Here is a 19,688-nt window from a genome sequence, read left to right as displayed (position 1 = left end):
CAGCCTCAGGCCGTAATCAGATCCATCCGAAGGTACTCGGTGATGCGGAGCAGCCTCGGGGGTTGGGAGACGTCTGAGGAAAGTGCTTGAAATGCTTCGTCTTTCGCGACGAGGCGCGGGGCGCCAAGGCGCACCTCCGTCTCGTCGACCGACAGTCGAGCACTTCCCGCTTTCAAGACGTTCTGCACCCAGTCCGAGCCTGATCCGTACACCAGAATGAAGACGTAGCCACCCTCGACCGGATAGGCGTCGAGAGGTGTCCGGTAGGTCGTGCCGGATGTGCGTCCGACGTGAGTCAGTACCGGCCATTTACCGCTCGAAATTGCACGCGGGTTGAACACTCGTTTGTTGACATGTCCCCACCATCTCGGCATCGGCATTGTGATCTCCCTTCGCGAGCGCCTTACGAGCGTAAGGCTGACTTACACCTGTAAGGGTGACTTACGGATGTAAGGTTGTCAACGTATTCGTTCCTCGGAGGGGAGTCTGTGTGTCACGGCAGCCGCGACAGTTGCTGAACAGGACTCGCGTAATCGAGGGTGCGATCCGCGTTGCCGACGCGGGTGGTGTCGAGGCCGTCACGATGCGACGGGTGGCTCAGGAGCTGGGCATCGAGGCGATGTCGCTCTACCACCACGTGCCCAACAAAGATGCGATTCTCGACGGCGTCGTCGATGCGGTCTTCGAGGCGATCGACCTGCCCGACAGTGAGTGTGTGGATTGGCGAGACGCAATTCGTGGACGCGCCTATTCCGCTCGCAGAGTCCTGTCGCAGCACCGTTGGGCTCTCGGTCTGCTGGATTCGCGACGCAGCCCTGGCTCGGCGACCCTGCGTCATCTCGACGCTGTGCTCGGAGTCCTCCGGAAGGCCGGGTTCACACTCCCGATGGCCGCGCACGGAGCCTCGCTGATCGACAGCTATATCGGCGGATATGTTCTCCAGGAGGCGAATCTACCGATGAGCGCACCCGGCGACGTCGAAGAAGTTGCGAGTGACATCCTCGAGCGCCTTCCGGCTGAAGAGTTGCCCTTCCTTCACGAGATGATCGTCGATCACGGTCTGAGTCCTGATTACGACCACACGAATGAGTTCGCCTACGGTCTCGATCTCATCCTCGATGCGCTCGAGGCGCGCCGAGGCTAGCGCTGAACCGGCACGTGCTTCGTGACTATCCGGTGGATCAGACGAGCAGCCGTTCGGGCAGTGCGATTGTCGACGTCTAGGCTCGGGTTCAGTTCGGCGACATCGAGAACCGCGAGTTTTCCGCTGGACGTGACTCGGTCACATACGTATTGGATGGTTTCGAGGCTGACTCCGTAGGCCGCAGGTGCGCTGACGCCCGGCGCCACAGCTGCAGGCAGGACATCGAGGTCGATGGTCAGGTAGACCAGATCGACGTCGTCGAGGAAGTCTGCGAGGAACTGATCCACGACGCCTCGGCCGATCGCTCCGCATTCTTCGTCGAGCAGATAGCGAACACCGAGGCGGTGAGCCGTGTCGAACAGTGCCGTGGTGTTGCTCGGTTGGCTGATTCCGATCACGCTGTACTGATGCGAGGTGCCTGCCGCGGCTTCGTCCTCGGCGATCTGACGAAAGGGTGTGCCGGAGCTGGGTATCGGATCGCCCCGCAGGTCGAAGTGCGCATCCAAGTTGAGGATTCCGAGTTTGGCTCCAGCGGTTCGCAACTCGGAGCCCGCGACGCCGAGGTATGTGCCGTAGGCGATTTCGTGTCCTCCCCCGAGAACCACAGGGAAGTGTCCCGAATCAAGCGCTGCGCTGACGGCGTTCCCGAGTGCGGCTTGACCGGCCTCGAGTTCTTCACCCGACACGGCAACGGTTCCGGCGTCCTGAATCTGCAGTGGTTCGGCCAGCGCCATGGAAGCCAACCCGGCTCGCAAAGCGTCCGGGCCATCCGCGGCACCGCGGCGGCCCTTGTTGCGGCGGACTCCTTCGTCGCTGGAGAATCCGATCAGAACACAGTCGCCGGGAGCTGTTTCGGCTGAATACGGTTGCACGGCATGATGCCACCGCAGATGCTCGGCAGTGGTGCCGTCGGAGCGCCCGGTCCACGGCTTGGGTTCGATGTCGACTGCGATCTGATGTGCCACGACGGCCTCCCGGTGAGTATTTCAGTAGCTTGTGGCGAGTGCGCCGTTTTTCCAGACCTCGCGCACCAGTGGCACGCCCGGGCGGTAGGCGAGGTGGAGGTACGACGGTGCATCGAGCGCGATGGCGTCGGCACGTGTTCCGAGAGAAAGGGTTCCGACGTCGGTGCGCTGCAGCGCCCGGGCGCCTCCTGCAGTGGCTGCCCAGACTGCCTCGGCGGGTGTCATGTGCATGTCTCGCACCGCAATTGCTATGCAGAACGGGAGGCTGGTGGTGTAGCAGGTGCCGGGATTGCAGTCGGCGCCGAGAGCTACTGTGACGCCGGCGTCCAGCAGTGCGCGGGCGTCGGGGTACTTGTTGCGGGTGGAGAAGTCGGCACCTGGCAACAGTGTTGCGACGGTGGAACTCTGAGCCAGGGCGTCGATGTCCTCGGCGGTGACGTAGGTGACGTGATCGACGGATGCGGCTCCCATCTCGACGGCGAGTTGAACTCCTGGCCCTTCGCCGAGTTGATTGCCGTGGACGCGGGGGATCAGTCCGGCGGCGACGCCTGCGCTCAGGACTGCATGTGCCTGTTCGCGGTTGAACGCGCCTCGCTCGCAGAAGACATCGATCCACTTCGCGTGTGGCGCACAGGCAGGGATCATCTCGTCGCACGCCATGGCGACGTAGTCATCGACGCGACCGGCATATTCGGGTGGTGGAACGTGGGCGGCCAGCAGTGTGACCTCGTCGGTGAACTGTCCGGCGATCAGTGCGCTGCGTAGTTCGCTCTCGGTGTTCTGCCCGTATCCGGTCTTGCATTCGACGGTTGTGCTGCCCGAGCGCAGGGATTCGTCGAGTAGGCGTCGAACATTGGCCTGCAATTGTTCGTCGGTGGCCGAGCGCGTCGCTTCGATGGTGTTGCGAATACCGCCCGCCGCGTACTTCTCGCCCGCCATGCGAGCTGCGAATTCCTCGGCCCGCTCGCCACCGAACACCAGGTGCGAGTGACTCTCCACGAATCCGGGGAGCAGGGCCCGACCGCCGATATCCTGACCGATATCGGCAGCCGGGGCGTCGGCGGAATCGCCGACCCAAGCAACAACGCCCTCGTCGAAAACGATTGCCGCGTCGTGTCGTACGCCGAGTTTGCCCTCACCCAGAGTCGGGTCATTGGTGACGAGGGTTCCGATGTTGGTCAGAACGGTGGTTCGAGAACCATTCGTGGTCAATGTAATTCCTAACTCAGGGTGAGGTGGTGAAGCTGTTTCAGTTCTCGGTCATCGGGATGCGGACGCCGCGGGTGGCTGCCGTGTCGATGGCGTGGTCGTATCCTGCATCCGCATGCCGGATGACACCCATCCCGGGATCGTTGGTGAGAACTGCTTCGAGCTTCTTGGCTGCGAGTTCGGTGCCGTCGGCGATGCACACCTGTCCCGCGTGGATGGAGCGCCCCATCCCGACGCCGCCGCCTTGGTGGAGTGAAACCCACGAAGCGCCGGACGCGGTGTTGACCAGGGCGTTGAGCAGCGGCCAGTCGGCGATCGCGTCGGACCCGTCGATCATCGATTCGGTTTCGCGGTACGGCGAGGCGACCGATCCGGAGTCGAGGTGATCGCGGCCGATGGCGATCGGTGCGGAGAGCTCGCCCGAGGCCACCATCTCGTTGAACTTGAGGCCGGCGAGGTGGCGCTCACCGTATCCGAGCCAGCAGATACGAGCCGGAAGGCCTTCGAAGGCAACCTTTTCGCCGGCCATGGTGATCCAGCGGCGCAGGTGCTCGTTCTCGGGGAAGAGTTCGAGGATGGCCTTGTCGGTGGCCTCGATGTCCTTGGGATCACCCGAGAGCGCTGCCCAGCGGAAGGGGCCGAGGCCTTCTTCGAAGAGCGGACGGATGTAGGCGGGAACGAATCCGGGGAAGTCGAATGCACGGTCGTAGCCGGCCTTGCGGGCCTCGTCGCGGATGGAGTTGCCGTAGTCGAATACCTCGGCGCCGGCGTCCATGAATCCGACCATGGCCTTGACGTGTGCGGCCATCGCGTTGCGGGAATCTTCGGTGAACTTCTGCGGATCCTTCTCCGACATGGTCTTCATGTCGCCGAAGTCGATGCCGATCGGCAGGTAGGCGAGGGGATCGTGCGCCGAGGTCTGGTCGGTCACGATGTCGATGGGGGCCTTCATCTCCAGCAGCGCCGGGAAGATCTCTGCCGCATTGCCTTCGAGGCCGATGGAGAGTGGCTTCTTGGCATCGCGTGCCGCGGTCGCCAGTTCGAGCGCGTGCTCGATGCTGTCTGCCTTGGTGTCGAGGTACTTGTGGGCGATACGACGGTCGATGCGGGTGATGTCGCAGTCGACGCAGATCGCGACGCCGTCGTTCATAGTGACGGCGAGAGGCTGAGCGCCGCCCATGCCGCCGAGACCCGCAGTGAGGGTGATCGTTCCGGCGAGTGAGCCGTTGTAGCGCTTCTTCGCGATGGCGCCGAAGGTCTCGTACGTACCCTGCAGGATTCCCTGGGTGCCGATGTAAATCCAGGAGCCTGCGGTCATCTGGCCGTACATGGTCAGGCCGAGGTCTTCGAGACGGCGGAACTCTTCCCAGTTCGCCCAGTCACCGACCAGGTTGGAGTTAGCGATCAGCACTCGCGGTGCCCACTCGTTGGTGCGGAAGACACCGACCGGCTTGCCGGACTGCACCAGCATGGTCTCGTCGTTCTTCAGCGTCTTCAGCGTGGCGACCATGGCGTCGAAGGCAGCCCAACTACGCGCTGCGCGACCGGTTCCGCCGTAGACGACGAGGCTGTCCGGGTGCTCGGCAACATCGGGGTCGAGGTTGTTCATGAGCATGCGCAGGGCACCCTCCTGCTGCCAACCGAGCGTCGTGAGCTCGGGGCCGCGGGGAGCGCGGACGGGGCGCGGCTCGTGGCCGGGGGTGCTGATTTCCATTGTGTTCTCCTAGCTTGCTGAAGTTCGAAAGACGTTGGGGGATCAGACGCGAGAGTCGGTCATCGCGGTGTGATCGGGGTAGATCATCGACGAAGGGGGATTGCTCGTGCGCTTGGCGAGTGGGTAATAGATCAGCCCGGTGAACACGATGCCGACGAGCCACGAGATGTCGGCGCCGCCGAGCATGTCCGTGACGGGGCCGGTGTACATCTTCTGGGCGAGGAACGGGATCTGGGCGAGAACGCCGGCGGCGTAGCAAGCCAATGCGGTGAAGTTCCATGCTCCGTATCGACCGTTGACGTCGTACAGCGCCGGAATGTCGATGCGTTCCTTGGAGATCAGGTAGTAGTCGATCAGATTGATCGCACTCCACGGCGTGAACACCATCAGCAACACCAGGACGAAGTTCTTGAAGTTGTCCAGGAAGTCGGCGCTGGCGGCGATGGCGATCAAGACCGAGACCGCAGTGAAACCGAGGATGTAGAGGGTGCGCGCGGTGCTCGAGATTCGAGACTGTCCGTTGAAGGCGGTGACGGTGGTCAGGATCGACATGAATCCGCCGTAGGCGTTGAGCACGTTCACCGTCAGCTTGCCGACCAGGATGACGAAGTAGATCAGGAAGGCGATGGCAGCGGGTCCGGCCAGATCTCCCATGAAGCCGACCTGGTTACCCAGGAACGCGTCGCCGGCGCAGGCCGCGACGAGAGCGCCGAAGGTCATGGACCACTGCGATCCGATGACACTACCGAGGAACGTCGACCAGAACGTGGTGCTCTCGGAAGTGCTGCGCGGCAGGTAACGCGAGTAGTCGGCGACGTACGGGCCGAAGGTGAGCTGCCAACCGGCACCCAGCGAGATCGCGAGCAGGAAGGTGACTATGTCGAAGCCCTTGATGCCGACGTACGAGGCGACGTCGTACTCGAGGAACAGTCGAACGGCCAGGTAGGAGAATCCGACGATGCCCACGACGGTGGCGATCCTGCCGACGATGTGGATCAGCTTGTAGCCGGTGACCGCGACGAATGCGGTGAGGAGACCGAAGACGACGATGCCGACGGTGGGGCTGTCGATGTGCAGGATCTTGTTGACGGCCTGTCCGGCCAACACGGTGCCGGTGGCAGCGAAGCCGAGGTACATCAGGATGACGAGAACAAGCGGTACGACTGCTCCCTTGACGCCGAACTGGGCGCGACTCGAGATCATCTGGGGGAGACCCATACGCGGGCCCTGTGCGGAGTGAAGCGCCATGACAGCGCCACCGAAGATGTTGCCGATCAGAAGTCCGACGATCGCCCAGATGGCGTCCGCGCCGAATACGACGGCGAGAGCGCCGTCGACGATTGCAGTGATCTGCATGTTGGCGCCGAACCAGAGAGTGAACTGGCTGCGCGGGGTGCCGTGTCGTTCTGCATCCGGGACGACGTCGATAGTGCGTCGTTCCGGAGTGAGGATGACCTCGGCCGGTCCATCGTGAGTCATAGGCCTGTCTTTCTGCTGCGAGCCCGTCGAGCGACGGAATCGACGTCGGGGTATTGCCCACCTTCTTCGTGCTTGGTGCTTTGCGCCTTGTGCTTTGTGCGCTGGGTCACTGTCACTGCGGATAAATGTATATGCCTGTATATACAGGCGTCAATACCCGGGACCCGTTTTCGCGTAAATGCTGTGTAACACCACGCGAGAAATCAGAAACCCTTACCCGGGTTGAGGATTCCGAGCGGGTCGAAGGCAGCCTTGATCGATCGGTGCAGTTGCATGCTGTCCTCGCCGAGCTCGAGAGAGAGCCAGCGACGCTTCAGAACGCCGACGCCGTGCTCTCCGGTCAGAGTTCCGCCGAGTTCGAGAGCACGCCGGAAGACCTCGTCCGCGGCGGTCCACACGGCTTCGGGGACCGAGCCGTCGGCAGCGCGGTCGAAGACGAAGGTCGGATGGACGTTGCCGTCACCAGCATGCGCGACAGTCATGATCTTGACCATGTGCTCGGCGGCCGCTCGGTCGATACTCTCGAGCATGTCGGGCAGTTTCGACCGCGGGACCCCGACGTCTTCCACGAGACATTGCCCGAGTCGTTCGGAAGCCGGATAGGCGAGTCGGCGAATCTCGAGTAGCTGTGCGGCTTCTGCCGCGTCCTGCGAGACGGCGACAAAATCGGCGCCCGCCCTCTCGAAGTGTTTCTGCATCGCCGCGGCTGCTGCGTCGGCATCGACCCCGTCGGCCTGTGCGATCAGCATCGCGGCGGTGTTGTCTTCCAATCCGATTCGTTTCCAGTCGTCGACTGCGCGCAGCGTTGCTCGATCGATCAGCTCCAGCAGGCTCGGTCCGATCCCGTCGCGAACGACCGCGGCAACTGCGTCCGCTGCGGAGCGGAGAGAATCGAAACTGCCGACGACGGTGACCGGTGCTCTCTTGGGCTTGGGCTGCAACTTCAGCGTGGCACTCGTGACGACTCCGAGTGTTCCCTCCGAACCGACGAGAAGACTGGTCAAGTCGTATCCCGCAACACCTTTGACGGTCCTTCGGCCTGTCCGCACGATCCGACCGTCGGCGAGCACAACCTCGAGACCCAGGACTGAATCGCGGGTGACGCCGTACTTCACGCAACGCAGTCCACCGGCGTTGGTGGCGATGTTTCCGCCGATCGTGGAGATCTCGAAACTGCTCGGATCAGGGGCGTACATCAGCCCGTACTCGTCTGCTGCTCGACTGATGTCGGCGTTGATCACCCCGGCTTCCACGACAGCGAGCTGATCGTCCGGATTGACCTCGAGAATCGAGCGCATACGAGTGGTCGAGATGACCAGGCAGCCCTCGACGGCTGCCCCGCCGCCCGCCAAACCGGTTCCCGCACCGCGGGTTACCACCGGGACACGGTGAGCAGTAGCCCATTTCAGAGCCTCGGAAATGTCGGCCGCAGTTTCGGCGAGCATGACGGCTACCGGATGGCCGGGTTCGGCGAGATGGGCCTCGTCACGGCGGTACGAGTCCATTACCGCAGGGTCGGTGATCAGGCGACTCGAACCGATCGACCGAGCAAGTTCGTGGACGGACATTCTTTTCTCCAGTCGGTCAAAGGTTGTGTGCGAGTGCATCCACAGCGGCGATCACGGCGTCTTCTGCTGCCCGCTCACCTACGGTCACCCGCACACCCTCGCCGGGGAACATCCGGACCGAGACACCCTGCGCGACGCAGGCCGCTTCGAGTGCAGAAGCTCTCTTGCCGAGAGGGATCCACACGAAGTTGGCACCGCTCGGGACCGTCTCGACGCCGCGCAGAGCCAATTGCTCACATAGGTGAGAGCGACCCGCGGTCACCGTTTCGACTATCGAATCGGTGTGTGCCGGATCGGTCAGGGCCGCGCAGGCTGCGGCCTCGGCAACGGCGCTGAGCCCGAAGGGCGGTGCAGCGCTGCGAAGATCCGCTGCGATCGCCGAGTTGGTGACGGCATAGCCGGCACGAAGTCCGGCCAATCCGTAAGCCTTGGAGAAGGTTCGGAAGACGACGATGTTGGGAAAGGCTCGAAACAGGTCGACGCCGTCGACATCGCTGGTCGCGAACTCCCGGTAAGCCTCGTCCAGAAGGATGAGGACGTCACCCGGGATCGAGCGGGCGAACGAGACGAACTCGGCGGTCGAGAACTCGCTTCCGGTCGGATTGTTGGGGTTGCAGACGAGTACTGCGCGGGTCCGCGGAGTCACGGCTGCCGACATTGCACTCAGATCGTGCCGATGTTCGGAATCGAGTGCGACGGGTACACCGCTCGCCCCGGCGATTCCGATCAGTATCGGGTACGCCTCGTAGCTGCGCCACGGGTAGACGACTTCGGTGCCAGGGCCCGTGTATGCGGTCAATACCTGCTGGAGCAGTGCCAACGACCCGGCGCCGACCAGTACCTGGTCGTCGCCCACGCCCAGACGGTCGCTCAACCGGGCTATCAGTGTGTCGCCGAACAGCGACGGATACAAGTGTGAGTGTGAGGCCGCGAGATTGACGGCCTCGAGAATGGCCGCCGAGGGTGCAACCGTCGACTCGTTGCTCGACGCCCGCCACCGAACCTGCTCGAGGCCGGCGGCTTTGGAGTATCGAGGGAGCGCTTCGATTTCGGGTCGGGGGCGAGGCCTCAGCGCACCGGGCGCGCTCATGCCAGGGCGCCGATCGCGTTCTCCGCGGCCGCAACAAGTGCACCCGATGCCGCCAAGTCCACCGCGGCCTCGATCTCGGGGGACAGGAAGCGATCGGTACCCGGCCCCTGCACCTTCTCGCGCAGGGTCCGAAGGACGGCTCCGGTGGCGGGGGAGGGCTCGAGTGGGGAGCGCAAATCGATTCCTCTTGCTGCAGTCAGTATCTCGATCGCGAGAACTCGGGTGAGACCGTCGATGGACCGGCGGAGCTTGCGTGCACCCGACCATCCCATGGAGACGTGATCTTCCTGCATGGCCGAGGAGGGAATCGAATCGACACTGGCCGGGCTCGCGAGTCGCTTGAGTTCGGACACGATGGCAGCTTGTGTGTACTGCGCGATCATCAGTCCGCTGTCGACACCGGGGTCGTCGGCGAGGAAGGGGGTCAGACCGTGATTGCGTGCTGCGTCGAGGAAGCGGTCGGTTCGGCGTTCGCTGATCCCCGCGACATCCGCGGTCACGATGGCGAGGAAGTCCAAGACGTAAGCCACGGGAGCTCCGTGGAAGTTACCGTTCGACCGAACCCTTCCGTCGAGAGTGACGACGGGATTGTCGACAGCACTGGCCAATTCGCGCCCGGCAACCAGTCGGGCGTGATCGACGGTGTCGCGTGCGCCGCCGGCGACCTGCGGTGCGCACCGCAGTGAGTACGCGTCCTGAACTCTGGTGCAGTCAGGGCCCGCGTGGCTGGCGACGATCGGGGAGTCGGCAAGCAAGCGCACCATGTTCGAGGCGGCCGCGCCCTGTCCGGGGTGGGGGCGAAGCGCCTGAAGATCGGCGGCGAACACTTGATCGGTGCCGAGCAAGCCCTCGACGCTCATGGCGGCAGCGATGTCGGCCAACTTGAGCAGATGATCGAGATCGGTGATCGCAAGGGCCAGTTGACCGAGCATCCCGTCGGTACCGTTGATCAGGGCGAGGCCTTCCTTCTCGGCCAGAACCACCGGTTCGAGACCATGGGCAGCCAATGCCGTTGCCGCATCGGTGAGTTCACCGTCGGCGGTGCGGACGGAACCTTCACCGATGATTGCCATCGCCACATGCGCCAGTGGTGCCAGATCTCCCGAGCATCCGAGGCTGCCGTATTCGTGCACCACCGGGGTGATGCCTGCGGTGAGTAGGTCGGCGTACGCCTGTGCGACTACAGGGCGCACTCCGGTTCGCCCGGTGGCGAGCGTCGAAAGACGCAGAAGCATCAAGGCCCGGATCACTTCGCGTTCGACTTCCGGTCCCGAACCTGCCGCATGTGAGCGGATCAGGCTGCGCTGCAACTGTGTCCGCAGATGCGCCGGAATGTGCCGGGTGGCAAGTGCGCCGAATCCGGTGGAAACTCCGTAGACCGGTGTGGGGTCTGCGGCCAGCGCTTCGATGCGTGCACGACTTTCGGCGATCGCGGCCAGTGATTCCGCGGTCAATGCAACGCCGTATCCGTTGCGCGCGACGTCGACGACGTCGGCGATGGTGACAGCGCCGATTCCGACCTCGATGGTTCGGGTGGCTGTCTGGGTGGCAGGGGTGGCGTTCATGGGACTCCAATGATGATGCGTGGCTATCTAACAAAGTCTTGTATACGAGACTCTAGTCTTGAATATGAGACGAAAACAAGGCCCACAGAGTGCGAAACGGAGAATTTTGTTACATGTCTGCGGTCGGGGTCTCCACCATTCGATCTCCGAGATCGGCGGAGAACTCGGCGCTGACGGCGCGCACTCGGTCGGCGATCAGGGCACTCTCCTCGGCCGATTTGGAGCCGGAGAGGAAGGTGACGCCGAGAGCTGCGACCGGACGACCGTCCCGTGTGATCACGGGGCTGGCGATGCAGTTGATCCCGGATGTCGTCGCATTCTCTTCGACCGCATATCCGCTCTCACGTGCTGCGGCGAGCAGTTCTCGCAGTTCGGCGAGCGTCGACGGACCCGTTCCGGTCCGCGTCGGCCAGGTGTACCCCTCGTAGAGCGCGCTGATCTGTTCCGCATCCAGACGGCTCAGAATCGCCCGCCCGACTGCGGTGAGATGCGCCGGAAGGCGGGTCCCGATCTCGGTCACCAACCGAACGCCGGGCTTCAGAGGTTCACGTTTGTCGAGGTAGATGACGTCAGAACCCTGAAGTACCGCCAGATGGGAGGTCTCGTCGGTCGACTGAGTGAGTGCCAGCATGAATCGTTGGCCCTCACGGTGAAGTGGGCCGGACCGCATGTACGACGCACCGACTTCGAACGCCGAGACACCCAGGGTCCAGGCGCGTTGATCAGCCCAGTACGAGACGAACCGTCGATCCCGCATGACATTGAGGAGGTGATGCGTCGTACTCTTCGGCAGCTCGAGGGCGCTGGAGATTTCTGCCGTCGCCAGCGGCACACCCCGGCGGGCCAGGAGATCGAGCACGTCGAGCACGCGCTCAGCAGATTTCACGCGGCTCGTCGTCATATGGGGTGTGTCCTTACGGGTAGGGCTGAGGTGGGAGCGGGGAACCACATTGTCTCGGATACGAGACTGAATCGCCAAGTGCTCGGGGTGGTCAGGGTGTCTGGCTGCCGAGTTCCGCGGACAACCGGGCGCAGTGCTCCACCAAGACACGACCGTGGCTGGCGCAGACCTCGTCCGTCAGACGGAATGTCGGGCCGACGACGCTGAGCGCTCCGGCTATCTGACCGACCGCGTTGTAGATCGGCGCGGCAACTCCGGTCGAGTGATCCTCGATGGTGTCGTGCGCAATGGCGTACCCGCTCTCGCCTACCTTGCCGCTCAACGCTGCGCCGACGGCGGTGCCGTCCAGGGGAACGCTCTGGCCCACCCACCCCATGTGGCGGATCGCGTGCGTGCCCTCGATCTGATCGAGATACAGCGCAGTGTCTTTCGGTCCCTTCGTCGACAGGTAGGTCGACTCTCTGGTGGTTTCGGCGATGGCCTTCATCGCGGGCCGCGCTCTCGGCAACAGTTGATTGTCACCGAGAGCGCGAGCCCCGATCTGTAGTAGCCGCGGGCCGACGCGATAGACGTTGTCCTCGCCGCGGACGACGAACTCGGTTTGTTCGAGGCTTCTGATCAGGCGAAGCGCGGTACTGGTTGCCAGATCGGTTGCCTTGGCGGCGTCGCCGAGCGTCAACCCGCCGTGCTCGACGATCGCACCGAGAAGTTCGAACGTGCGATTCGCGCTGCGGGTCACGTCGCCGGGGGCCATGTCCTACTCCAAGTGCCGAGGGATGTCTGCGCTGAATCTATCGCGAGCCCGGCAGTACCTCACCGTGGTGCTCGTCCAGCAGGGGACTGCGGCGGACATCGGGGCGTCGGCTATCACCGAACACGACGGGTTGTCGTACGTAGGAGATTTTTCCTGCTACCGGGTGCTCGAACGATTCGACGACTCCGCGATACTCGGTCTGCGCGGAGGTGAGTGCCTGCTGGACGTCCCAGATTTCCGAGCCGGCGAGGCCCGCGTCGCCGAGAATACCGACCACGTCGGCGACGGTCTTTCCGGCAGCCCAGTTTTCGATCTCCTTGCGCAGTGCCGGTTCGTTCTCGGTCCGGGCGGTGTCGTCGGCAAATCGAGGATCTGCGATCAGGTCGACGCGATTCATCGTCTGCGCCAGCTTCTCGAAACCCGACTGGCTCGCAACCGCGAGGACGAAGAGTCCGTCGTCGGCCTTGTAGGTGTCGAACGGTGTTGACACCGGATGACGGTTGCCGACGCGTGGGGGAGTGAGCCCGGTGGATTGCAGTTGGCTGTGTGCTGTCGGCAGCATGGCGAGCATGCTGTCGAACATCGCGACGTCAAGGTGCTGCCCGAGTCCGCTCGCCCGTGCACTCAGCAGGGCGGTACTGATTCCCCAGGCGGCGAACAGCCCGGCGACCAGGTCTCCGAACGACTCACCCAACCGTGTCGGCCCGGATTCCTCCGAACCGGTGATGCTCATGATGCCCGAAAGAGCCTGGACTACAAGGTCGTAGGCGGCGGCTCCGGACATGGGCCCGTCCTGTCCGAAACCGGAGATGGACGCGTACACGATCCGCGGATTGCGAGCCCGCGCAGCCTCGTAGTCGATTCCCAGGCGCTTGGTGACTCCAGGGCGAAAGTTTTCGACGACGACGTCGGCGGTCTCGATGAGCGTTAATAGCGCCTCACGGTCCCCGTCGTTCTTGAGGTTGAGTGCCACCGAACGCTTGCCACGATTGAGCACGTTGAAGTAGATGCTCTCGCCGTCGCGGAACGGGCCGAGGTGCCGAGAGTCTTCACCGTGTTCGGATTCGATCTTGACGACGTCCGCACCGGCGTCGGAAAGCAGTGCGGTGCAGTAGGGTCCGGCAAGGACGCGTGAGAGGTCGATGACCCGGATGCCGTCGAGTGGGGGAAGTGCAGTCATGTCCGCGCCTTTCAGAACTCGGTGGAACGCGGCGACGGAGCATTGCCGGCAATGGTGAGCAACTGGATCTGCGAGGTGCCCTCGAAGATGCGGAGAATGCGGCAATCGCGGTACAGGCGTTCGATTTCCGATTCGCGCATGAAACCTGCGCCACCGTGGATCTGTACGGTTTGATCGACGATCGAGAAGCAGGCTTCGGTGGCGACGTACTTCGAAATCGATGCGGCGCGGCGGATGTCCTGACCGGCGTCCTTGACGTCGGCGGCCCAGTCTGCGGTGACGCGTGATGCGACAAGTTGCGCGTCGCAGCCACCGAGGAGTAGCTGGATTGCCTGGAAGTCGAAGATCGGCGTGCCGAACTGCTTTCGCTCCGTTGCGTACTCGCGTCCCAGTTCCCAAGCGCGCAAAGCGATGCCGTTTGCCATTGCCGCTACGTCGATGCGTGCTCGGTTCAGGGCGGTCAAGGCAATGTTGCCGCCGCGACCTTCGGTGCCGATCACGGAGTCGAGCGGCAGAACGACGTCGTCGAGGTAGACGGTGTACGTCGGGGCCGAACGAATTCCCATCTTGTCCTGCGGCTCCGAGTAGCTGATTCCCGGAGTTCCCTTGGGGACGACGAAGGCGGTGATGCCTCGGAATCCTGCGCTCGGGTCCGTCTTGGCGAAGAGCACGACCAGGTCGGCTTCCTTGGCGTTGGAGATGTACGTCTTCGATCCGGAGAGATGCCAGCCGTCGTCCTCGCGTCGGGCGACGGTACGCATCGAGGCGATGTCGGAGCCGGCATCGGGTTCTGTGAGTGCAAAGCCGGCCAGTAGTTCGCCCGACGCGAGTTGAGGCAACCAGCGATGCTTCTGCTCTTCGGAGCCGCCGACGAGAATCGGCTCGAGGCCCAGGTAGTGGGCGGTGTAGATCGATGCCAGCGCGGCGTCGGTGCGTGCAACTTCTTCGATGGCGACCAGTTGGGTTCGTGTCGACAGACCCAGCCCGCCGAATTCCTCGGGCACGGAAATGCCCATGAGGTCCTGCTGCCCGAGGCGCTTGACCAGCTGCGCCGGGAACTCCTTGGACTCGTCGCGTGCGGCTGCTCCTGGGTGGATCTCGGCGTTGGCGAAGGCTCGGACAGTGCTGCGGAACTCTGCGAGATCAACGCTGTCGGTGTCGGGCGCGGTCTGGGTAGTCACGGGGCTCCTTCGAGGCGGGATGGTTAAGAATTTCATCTAATGAAATCTAATTGCCACTAGTTGGCATGGACTGACTATGGCCGAGGGTGGCGAATTTGTCCAGGGGTGAAGCTGTTGTGTCGCGGCTCACGTTCTGCAATGATCAACTTGTCTAAGCCTGTATAGACAAGTTGATTGCGGATCGAACCCACTACAAGTCGGAAGCAGCGTGGCTTTCGGCGGAAGGTGCTGACATGAGCCTCGTTTCAGTCGACACGACACCGGACTCCGAGAATGTGAGGAGGGTGTCCAGTACGTATTTCGAGGGCTTGTCGGCGGATCGATACGCTGCGCTCGCCGAAGACCGCAAGCTGGCGATTGTCGCCGCGCACATGGACCTTTCGCGTCGACGAGGACACAACTCGTCGATCTCGCGACTCGCGCCGGCCGGGGAGTTAGGGGACGGCCCCGCGATTCAATACGTCGGCGACGACATGCCGCAGCTCGTCGAAGCGGTCTTGGCGACACTTGCCCGTGCCCGCGTGGAACCGGAATTCGTGGTGCACCCCGTGCTTCGCACAGCCGTGCAACCGGCGCACAGCACCGAAGACGCCCGGGCCGGGGAGCGCACCGAATCATGGATCCACATAGGACTACCCGCACACTGTTCGAACGCGCAGGCGCAGGTGATCGCGGACGACGTCGCCGGAATCCTCGACCGTATCGCGCGTGCCTTCCGCGATTCCGTGCCCCTGCGGGACCTCGTCGACGAGGCGCGCGAGCAACTGGACTCGAACGGCTACGCCGAAGAAGCTGACTTTCTCCGGTGGTGCAGCGCCGGAAACTTCAGTGTCATCGGTGGTGCGCGAACTGTCGACAGTGACGAGCCGTACGCCATCGGCGTGCTCCCCGATCCAACCGGCTCTTCGGATTCGAAAGCGGCGCCCCTCGCGATTGCAGTGGTGTACCTCCGGCAAGGGTTCGGTGGATCCGAATACGCCACCGAGATCGACGTGTCCGTCGGCGACCGTGCGTACCGATTCGTCGGGTTCTTCACCGCGACCGGTATCGTCGCCGACGTCAGGCGAACCCCGCTCGTGCGAGGACGCGTCGCAGACATCTTCGAGGCCTCAGGATCCACCGTCGATTCGTTTGTCGGACAATCGATGCTGGCAGTGATTCAGTCGATTCCGGTCACAGTGCTCATGGCGGCCGAGCCGGCCCGAATCGCGGACGCGCTGGACGAACTCACTTCCGTGGACGGCCGCACATCGATCCATCTGTTCTTGCAACCGGTGGGAAGTTCCCCGGCGACAGGGCGAGATCAAGAGTTGTCGGCTTTGCTCTTCGTTCCGCGCGAGAAATTCAGTACGACGATCAGAACAACGGCCGAGTCGGTACTCGCCGACGCACTCGGTGCCCACAATATCGAGTTCTCCAGTCGAGTCTCGGAATCCCCCTTGGCCGTCGTACATTTCACGGCCACAGTCGGCGGCGGCGCGAACTTCGCGTCGGCGCGACAAGCACGGGAGATTCGGGACCTCGTCGTCGACGCGTGCCTGACGTGGGACGAACGATTCGTTCTGGATGCTTCGCACTACGACGAGCGGCGCAGGCGTGCTCGGTTCGCCGAGCGCGTCCCGGTGGCATACAAGCAGGATTTCGACGCTGTCCGAGCCGCCGAGGACATGGCGGTGTTCGAGGGCCTCGCGCCCGGAGAAGTAAGTCCACGGTTGGCCCGATCTGTCGACGGACCGGGTACTCACCGTCTCGGACTGTACGTATCGGGTGATCCGCTCTCTCTGGGCGAGGTGCTGCCCGTATTGCAGAGCCTGGGCGTCGAAGTGGTCGACGAACGTCCGTACGAGATCGCACCGGTGGGAACCGAACAGTCCAGGATCTACGAGTTCACGCTCTACTACCCGAGTGCTCCGGTCGAAGGCTTCGACAACTTTGCCGCGCGATTCGGGGCGACGTTTGCCGCGGTTCGAAACGGTGACGCCGAGCCGGACTCGTTCAACGAATTGGTCGCGATCGCGGGACTCGGCTGGAAACAGGTAGTGGTGCTGCGGGCGTACGCGGAGTTCTTGCAGCAAGCGGGATTTCCTTACAGCACCGGTCGCGTCGCCGAGGTACTTGCCGATCATCCCGAGATCGCCGGCAGATTGTGCGAATTGTTCGAGAGCCGTTTCGATCCGGACGTCGTCGACGGAGATCGAGGTGCACGTGCAGCAGCGGACGTGGAAACGGCCGTGGCACAAGTGCAAGGACTCGACGCCGATCGGATCCTGCGCGCGTTGTCCGAGCTGGTCCGTAACACGTTGCGTACCAACTATTTCGTGTATCCCACTGAATCGCTCGGCGCGCTCTCGTTGAAGTTCGATTCGGAGAAGCTGTCCGTATTGCCCTTCCCTCGACCGAAGTTCGAGATATTCGTGTACTCACCCGATGTAGCAGGTGTGCACCTTCGCTTCGGTACGGTGGCTCGCGGCGGCTTGCGCTGGTCGGATCGGAAAGAGGACTTTCGCACCGAGGTACTGGGATTGGTGAAGGCGCAGGCAGTCAAGAACGCAGTCATCGTGCCTGTCGGAGCGAAGGGCGGATTTGTCGTCAAACGCCCACCGGTTCCAGGGCTGGGCGCAGACGCAGACCGAGAAGCTGCGTTGGCGGCCGGGATCGATTGCTACCGATCCTTCATTCGCGGACTACTCGATCTGACCGACAACGTCGACAAGCAGAGCGGGGCCGTTGTCGCGGCGCGGCGGGTCGTTCGCCACGACGGGGACGACACGTATCTTGTTGTCGCCGCGGACAAGGGAACTGCGAAGTTCTCCGACATCGCGAACGAGGTTGCCGCGGAGTACGGATTCTGGCTCGGCGACGCCTTCGCGTCCGGCGGGTCGGTCGGCTACGACCACAAAGCCATGGGTATCACGGCGAAGGGCGCCTGGGAAAGTGTCAAGCGGCACTTCCGTGAGCTCGGCCTCGATACCCAGCACGATGACTTCACCGCGGTGGGGATCGGAGACATGAGTGGCGACGTCTTCGGCAACGGTATGTTGTGCAGCAAGCACATTCGCCTGATCGCGGCGTTCGATCATCGGCACGTGTTCGTCGATCCGGACCCGTCGCCTGAGCGCTCGTACGACGAGCGATCACGTCTCTTTGCACTCCCACGATCCTCGTGGGCCGACTACGATCCGACCTTGATCAGCGCGGGCGGCGGAGTGTGGGAACGCTCGGCGAAGCGCGTTCCGATCAGTGACGAGATGCGAGAAACCCTGGGCCTCGAGGGCGACGTCACCGAACTGACTCCACCGCAACTGGTTCGGGCGATTCTGCGGTCCCCGGCAGATCTGTTGTGGAACGGCGGCATCGGAACGTACGTCAAGGCCTCCGGTGAGTCCGACCTCGAAGTCGGCGACAAGAGCAACGACGCCGTTCGGGTGAACGGCAACGAAGTGCGTGCCCGAGTGATCGGTGAAGGAGGCAATCTCGGCCTCACCCAGGCCGGACGAATCGAATACGCGCGCATCGGTGGGCGGATCAATACAGACGCCCTCGATAATTCCGCGGGAGTCGATTGCTCCGATCACGAGGTGAACATCAAGATCCTTCTCGACTCCCTGATCAGCTCAGGCGTCGTCGCGGACTCACATCGCGACGCACTGCTCGAAACGTTGACCGATCAGGTCGCCGAACTCGTTCTTGCAGACAACCGTTCACAGAACGAACTGATGGGTACCACGCGTGCGGATGCGGGGGCGATGATCGGTGTGCACGGCAGAGTGATTTCGAACCTCGAATCTCGCGGAATCGTCGACCGCGTCATCGAAGGGTTTCCGACCAAGAAGCAGTTCGCCGCGGCCGAGAAGTCGGGAACGGGGCTGACGTCGCCGGAACTCGCCACACTGATGGCCCACGTCAAGCTCGATCTGAAATCCACCTTGTTGGAAGGAAGCTCGATCGACAACCAGATCTACCGCCAGGTGCTGGCGAACTATTTTCCGGAGGGCGTTCGAGTTGCAGGGGGTGACGCCCTCGACCGGCACCCACTTCGTCGCGAGATCGTCGCGACAGTGCTGACGAACAACGTCATCGATCGAGGCGGCATCACCTATGCGTATCGGCTCGGTGAAGAAGTCGGCGCTGATCCGGAAGACGCAGTACGTGCCTTCACGGTGGTCTCCGAGGTGTTCGGACTGTGGGGGTTGTGGCACGACATCAGCGAAGCCTCGATCTCGACCGCAGTGTCCGACGAGTTGATCCTGCTCACCAGGCGACTGCTCGACCGGGCGTCACGGTGGATGCTGACACGTCGTCCGCAACCGCTGGCCGTCGGGGCCGAGATCAGCAGATTCGGTGATCGCATCGCGGAGGCGTCGGCAGAGCTCGATGGCTGGCTGGTAGGCGCAGATCAGCGGAACCTGGCTGCGCGAACGGTCCTCATCACGGACAAAGGCGCGCCGGAGAACCTGGTCAGGCGAGTGGAGATATTGCTCGATCAGTTCGGACTGCTCGACGTGGTGGAGATCGCGGACCTCGCCGATCGGACGATCTCGGAGACCGGCGAACTCTATTTCCGGCTCGGTGAGCATGTTGGGCTCGTCCCGATGCTCAATCGAGTGTCGGCATTGAGCAAGGACGGAAAATGGAACGCGTTGGCGAGGTTGTCGTTGCGGGACGAGTTGTACTCGACGGTGCGGGCCCTGACCCTCGACGTCTTGGCCGACGCGGAAGCGGGTGACACGACAGCGGAAAAACTCTCGAGGTGGGAAGAAAGGAATGCGTCGAGAATCGAGAGGTCCACTCTCGCGCTCGCAGAGATCGAGGCGTCCGGGCAACACGATCTTGCTGCGCTTTCGGTTGCGACGAGCCAATTGCGGCGCATGGTGGGTTAGGTCCGGCGCGGACGCTCGCGGATGGATCGGAAAGGTGCACGAGGCGGATAGACTTCGG

14 protein-coding genes are annotated in these 19,688 nt (G+C 63.1%); 2 read left to right on the top strand and 12 right to left on the bottom strand.

What is annotated here, in order from left to right:
• Positions 1–5: 5 nt before the first annotated feature.
• Positions 6–380, bottom strand: coding sequence for a nitroreductase family deazaflavin-dependent oxidoreductase (locus M0639_RS24955; protein ID WP_064074271.1), 375 nt, complete (start codon positions 378–380; stop codon positions 6–8).
• A gap of 110 nt (positions 381–490) precedes the next feature.
• Between M0639_RS24955 and M0639_RS24950 the strand changes: the two genes are divergently transcribed.
• A complete protein-coding gene (locus M0639_RS24950) occupies positions 491–1,144 on the top strand; it encodes a TetR/AcrR family transcriptional regulator (protein ID WP_054801486.1) in 654 nt (217 codons plus the stop codon).
• Here the strand turns inward: M0639_RS24950 and hutG are convergent.
• The 11 genes from hutG to M0639_RS24895 form a co-directional block, all read right to left on the bottom strand.
• On the bottom strand, positions 1,141–2,109 hold the full coding sequence (gene hutG / locus M0639_RS24945; RefSeq protein ID WP_042926100.1) for a formimidoylglutamase: 969 nt from the start codon (positions 2,107–2,109) through the stop codon (positions 1,141–1,143). The genes M0639_RS24950 and hutG overlap by 4 nt on opposite strands.
• A gap of 21 nt (positions 2,110–2,130) precedes the next feature.
• Complete coding sequence (gene hutI / locus M0639_RS24940; RefSeq protein ID WP_064074272.1) at positions 2,131–3,321, bottom strand: imidazolonepropionase; 1,191 nt, start codon at positions 3,319–3,321, stop codon at positions 2,131–2,133.
• Between the two features lie 37 nt (positions 3,322–3,358).
• Positions 3,359–5,032: a urocanate hydratase gene (hutU, locus tag M0639_RS24935; protein WP_007732742.1), complete on the bottom strand. Its 1,674-nt coding sequence runs from the start codon at positions 5,030–5,032 to the stop codon at positions 3,359–3,361.
• Between the two features lie 42 nt (positions 5,033–5,074).
• The gene (locus M0639_RS24930; protein WP_003940251.1) at positions 5,075–6,511 is read right to left on the bottom strand and encodes a purine-cytosine permease family protein; all 1,437 of its coding nucleotides are present in this window, start codon (positions 6,509–6,511) and stop codon (positions 5,075–5,077) included.
• Between the two features lie 203 nt (positions 6,512–6,714).
• Complete coding sequence (locus M0639_RS24925; protein WP_007732738.1) at positions 6,715–8,079, bottom strand: FAD-binding oxidoreductase; 1,365 nt, start codon at positions 8,077–8,079, stop codon at positions 6,715–6,717.
• A gap of 16 nt (positions 8,080–8,095) precedes the next feature.
• The gene (locus M0639_RS24920; RefSeq protein WP_064074273.1) at positions 8,096–9,169 is read right to left on the bottom strand and encodes a histidinol-phosphate transaminase; all 1,074 of its coding nucleotides are present in this window, start codon (positions 9,167–9,169) and stop codon (positions 8,096–8,098) included.
• Entirely contained in the window at positions 9,166–10,734 is a 1,569-nt protein-coding gene (gene hutH, locus M0639_RS24915) for a histidine ammonia-lyase (protein ID WP_064074274.1), read from the bottom strand. Before hutH ends, M0639_RS24920 begins: the two co-directional genes overlap by 4 nt.
• Positions 10,735–10,843: 109 nt before the next feature.
• Positions 10,844–11,635, bottom strand: coding sequence for an IclR family transcriptional regulator (locus tag M0639_RS24910; protein ID WP_007732728.1), 792 nt, complete (start codon positions 11,633–11,635; stop codon positions 10,844–10,846).
• Between the two features lie 91 nt (positions 11,636–11,726).
• Positions 11,727–12,389 carry an IclR family transcriptional regulator gene (locus M0639_RS24905; protein WP_003939923.1) on the bottom strand — a complete coding sequence of 221 codons (663 nt, stop codon included), beginning with the start codon at positions 12,387–12,389 and terminating at the stop codon, positions 11,727–11,729.
• A gap of 37 nt (positions 12,390–12,426) precedes the next feature.
• A complete protein-coding gene (locus M0639_RS24900; protein ID WP_064074275.1) occupies positions 12,427–13,569 on the bottom strand; it encodes a CaiB/BaiF CoA transferase family protein in 1,143 nt (380 codons plus the stop codon).
• Between the two features lie 11 nt (positions 13,570–13,580).
• Positions 13,581–14,750, bottom strand: a complete 1,170-nt coding sequence (locus tag M0639_RS24895; protein ID WP_007732726.1) for an acyl-CoA dehydrogenase family protein — start codon at positions 14,748–14,750, stop codon at positions 13,581–13,583.
• A gap of 233 nt (positions 14,751–14,983) precedes the next feature.
• Between M0639_RS24895 and M0639_RS24890 the strand changes: the two genes are divergently transcribed.
• Positions 14,984–19,630, top strand: coding sequence for an NAD-glutamate dehydrogenase (locus M0639_RS24890; RefSeq protein WP_231915033.1), 4,647 nt, complete (start codon positions 14,984–14,986; stop codon positions 19,628–19,630).
• Positions 19,631–19,688 lie beyond the last annotated feature (58 nt).

The organism is Rhodococcus qingshengii JCM 15477 (assembly GCF_023221595.1).
GTDB lineage: Bacteria > Actinomycetota > Actinomycetes > Mycobacteriales > Mycobacteriaceae > Rhodococcus_F > Rhodococcus_F qingshengii.
This window is presented reverse-complemented; position numbering and strand designations above follow the sequence as displayed.

Coding starts and splice junctions, on each gene's coding strand:
- M0639_RS24890 (WP_231915033.1), top strand. CDS start 14,984: ATGAGCCTCGTTTCAGTCGACACGACACCGGACTCCGAGAATGTGAGG.
- M0639_RS24920 (WP_064074273.1), bottom strand. CDS start 9,169: ATGAGCGCGCCCGGTGCGCTGAGGCCTCGCCCCCGACCCGAAATCGAA.
- M0639_RS24955 (WP_064074271.1), bottom strand. CDS start 380: ATGCCGATGCCGAGATGGTGGGGACATGTCAACAAACGAGTGTTCAAC.
- hutU (WP_007732742.1), bottom strand. CDS start 5,032: ATGGAAATCAGCACCCCCGGCCACGAGCCGCGCCCCGTCCGCGCTCCC.
- M0639_RS24930 (WP_003940251.1), bottom strand. CDS start 6,511: ATGACTCACGATGGACCGGCCGAGGTCATCCTCACTCCGGAACGACGC.
- hutH (WP_064074274.1), bottom strand. CDS start 10,734: ATGAACGCCACCCCTGCCACCCAGACAGCCACCCGAACCATCGAGGTC.
- M0639_RS24900 (WP_064074275.1), bottom strand. CDS start 13,569: ATGACTGCACTTCCCCCACTCGACGGCATCCGGGTCATCGACCTCTCA.
- M0639_RS24910 (WP_007732728.1), bottom strand. CDS start 11,635: ATGACGACGAGCCGCGTGAAATCTGCTGAGCGCGTGCTCGACGTGCTC.
- M0639_RS24925 (WP_007732738.1), bottom strand. CDS start 8,079: ATGTCCGTCCACGAACTTGCTCGGTCGATCGGTTCGAGTCGCCTGATC.
- M0639_RS24905 (WP_003939923.1), bottom strand. CDS start 12,389: ATGGCCCCCGGCGACGTGACCCGCAGCGCGAATCGCACGTTCGAACTT.